This is a genomic window from Mycobacterium sp., assembly GCF_050701675.1.
Lineage (GTDB): Bacteria > Actinomycetota > Actinomycetes > Mycobacteriales > Mycobacteriaceae > Mycobacterium.
Genome location: NZ_JBOGDD010000391.1, coordinates 1 through 2,251 on the forward strand (window position 1 = coordinate 1; position 2,251 = coordinate 2,251).

General features: G+C 68.2%; 3 protein-coding genes and 1 pseudogene. 3 read left to right on the forward strand and 1 reads right to left on the reverse strand.

Annotated elements, in window-relative coordinates; all coding sequences use genetic code 11:
* The 3 genes and pseudogenes from ACRDUX_RS11880 to ACRDUX_RS11890 form a co-directional block, all read left to right on the forward strand.
* Positions 1-533, forward strand: a pseudogene (locus ACRDUX_RS11880) (NAD-glutamate dehydrogenase); the annotation flags it as partial.
* On the forward strand, positions 530-943 hold the full coding sequence (locus ACRDUX_RS11885; RefSeq protein ID WP_526414098.1) for an acyl-CoA thioesterase: 414 nt from the start codon (positions 530-532) through the stop codon (positions 941-943). The pseudogene ACRDUX_RS11880 and the gene ACRDUX_RS11885, both read left to right, overlap by 4 nt.
* The gene (locus ACRDUX_RS11890) at positions 940-1,650 is read left to right on the forward strand and encodes a DUF8010 domain-containing protein (RefSeq protein WP_526414100.1); all 711 of its coding nucleotides are present in this window, start codon (positions 940-942) and stop codon (positions 1,648-1,650) included. The genes ACRDUX_RS11885 and ACRDUX_RS11890 overlap by 4 nt, the downstream gene beginning before the upstream one ends.
* Here the strand turns inward: ACRDUX_RS11890 and ACRDUX_RS11895 are convergent.
* Positions 1,647-2,251 (reverse strand): alpha-amylase family glycosyl hydrolase (locus tag ACRDUX_RS11895; protein ID WP_526414102.1); only part of this gene is annotated, 605 nt, incomplete at its 5' end. The two genes, ACRDUX_RS11890 and ACRDUX_RS11895, sit on opposite strands and share 4 nt — an antisense overlap.

Genomic DNA, 2,251 nt, shown 5'->3' on the forward strand with positions numbered 1-2,251 from the left:
TGTCGGAGTGGCTGCGCGGCGACGACCGTGCCATCGTGGCGAAGGATTCGGCGGAGTTCATGGCTCAGGGCGTGCCCGAGGAGCTGGCGATGATGGTGGCGACCGGGTTGTATCAGTACAGCCTGCTGGACGTCATCGACATCTCCGACATCGTCGACCGTGATCCCGTCGAAGTGGCCGACACCTACTTCGCGTTGATCGACCACCTCGAGGGCGATAGTCTGCTCACCGCGGTATCGCGTCTGGCCCGCGACGATCGGTGGCATTCTCTGGCGCGCTTGGCCATTCGCGACGACATCTACGGCTCGCTGCGTGCGCTGTGCCTCGACGTGCTCGCCGTGGGCGAGCCGGACGAGACCGCCGATCAGAAGATCGAGGAGTGGGAGCTGTCCAACAGCTCCCGCGTGACCAGGGCTCGTCGTACCCTCGCCGAGATCTACGAGGACGGCGAGAAGGATCTGGCGACGCTGTCGGTGGCGGCACGTCAGATCCGCAGCATGACCAGAACCAGTGGGACGGGAACGTCGGGGTGACGGAACGGTTCACCACGCCGGTGCCGGTGCGCTGGTCCGACATCGACATGTATCAGCACGTCAACCACGGCACGATGGTGACGATCCTCGAGGAAGCGCGGGTGCCCTTCCTCACCGAGCCGTTCGCAGGAGACTTCGACACCACCGGGTTGTTGATCGCCGAGGTCAAGGTGACCTACAAGGGGCAGCTGCGACTCGCGGATTCCCCTCTGCAGGTGACGATCTGGGTCAACCGCTTGCGCGCGGTGGACTTCACGCTCGGCTACGAGGTGCGGTCGGTGCTGGCGGATCCGGACTCCAAACCGGCGGTCGTCGCCGAGTCGCAGTTGGCGGCGTTTCACATCGAGGAGCAGCGCCTGGTTCGGCTGGCGCCGCACCACCGGGAGTACCTCCAGCGCTACCAGCGATGAGCGTTCTCGGCGGCAACGCTGGCCCCGCTGGCGGGGGAGACCGCGGGCTCTGGCTCGACGATGCGGCGCACCGCGAGGACCTGGCGACGTTCGTCGAACGGGCGATTCGCCTCGACGACGCCAGCGTCATCCGGTTGCGCGAACGCGATGCCGGACACGTCGTCGCTTGGGTGGCAACGGGTTTCGACGTCCTCGCGAGCAGGGTGGTGGGTGGACGGGTCAAACCCGCCGATCTGTCCGTCGGTGCCGACGGGCTCGCCATGGCGCTGCCCGCCATGGACCACTCCGGATTCGTGGAGCCGGGTTTCGCGATGGATTCGGCGTGGCGTGGGATGCTGCCGCCGCAGACCGGTTTCGTCCACCTCGACGACGTGCCCGCCAGGGTCGTGCTCGACCTGGCGCAGCGCGGTGTCTCACTGGCCAAGGAGTACGGAAGTGCCCACGGCCCGCCCGCGTCGCTGCTGGATCAGGAAGTGGTCGCGGTCAGCTCGGGTGACGCCAGCGTCGGCATCCCGATGCGGTGTGTATTCGCCTTGACGGCAATGGGTTTCCTCCCGCAGGCGAAGACCACCGACCAGTTCGCGCCCGAGTCGGTGGCGGCCGACGAGGTGGTGCGCGTGCGGGTACTGCCGACGTGGCTTCGCGTGGACGCCCGGTTCGGCACCGTGTACCGCCGCCGCGGTGACCCCGCCGTCGTCCTGCGTTAGCGCACCCAGGCCGCGGCGGCGGGTGGAAGCTCGCCATCGACGACGGCGGCGCTCGCGATCAGCAGATCTCCGCGGGGGAGCGGGACCGGTGAGGGTCCCGCGTTGAGCACGCACGTCACGCCGTCGTCGCCTCGAAGGATCACCACGTCCGGTGGTGAGTCGAGGAACTCGACGGCACTGCCGATCGACTGCCGTTCGTGGCGCAGTTCGATCGCACGACGAAAGAGCCCGAGCGTCGAGTCGGAGTCGCGCTCCTGTGCGGTGACCGTGAGGGCGGCCCATTCGGGCGGCATCGGCAGCCACACGTCGGTCGATTCCGAGAAGCCGAACGGTGGCGCGTCGCCCGACCACGGGATCGGCACCCGGCAGCCATCCCTGCCGCGCTCCTCGTATCCGGATCGTGCCCACACGGGGTCCTGCAGGGCTTCGTCGGGGAGCTCGACGTTGGGCAGGCCGAGCTCCTCGCCGTTGTAGACGAACACGGCACCCGGCAGCGCCAGCATCACCAACGCCATCGCCCTGGCCTTGGCGAGCCCCTCATCGCCGCCTCCGTACCGGCTGACTTCCCGCTCGACGTCGTGGTTGGACAGCGTCCAGGTGG

What these genes read in the sequence shown, in the direction of transcription:
- ACRDUX_RS11890 (WP_526414100.1), top strand. Translation starts at nt 940, where the DNA reads ATGAGCGTTCTCGGCGGCAACGCTGGCCCCGCTGGCGGGGGAGACCGC.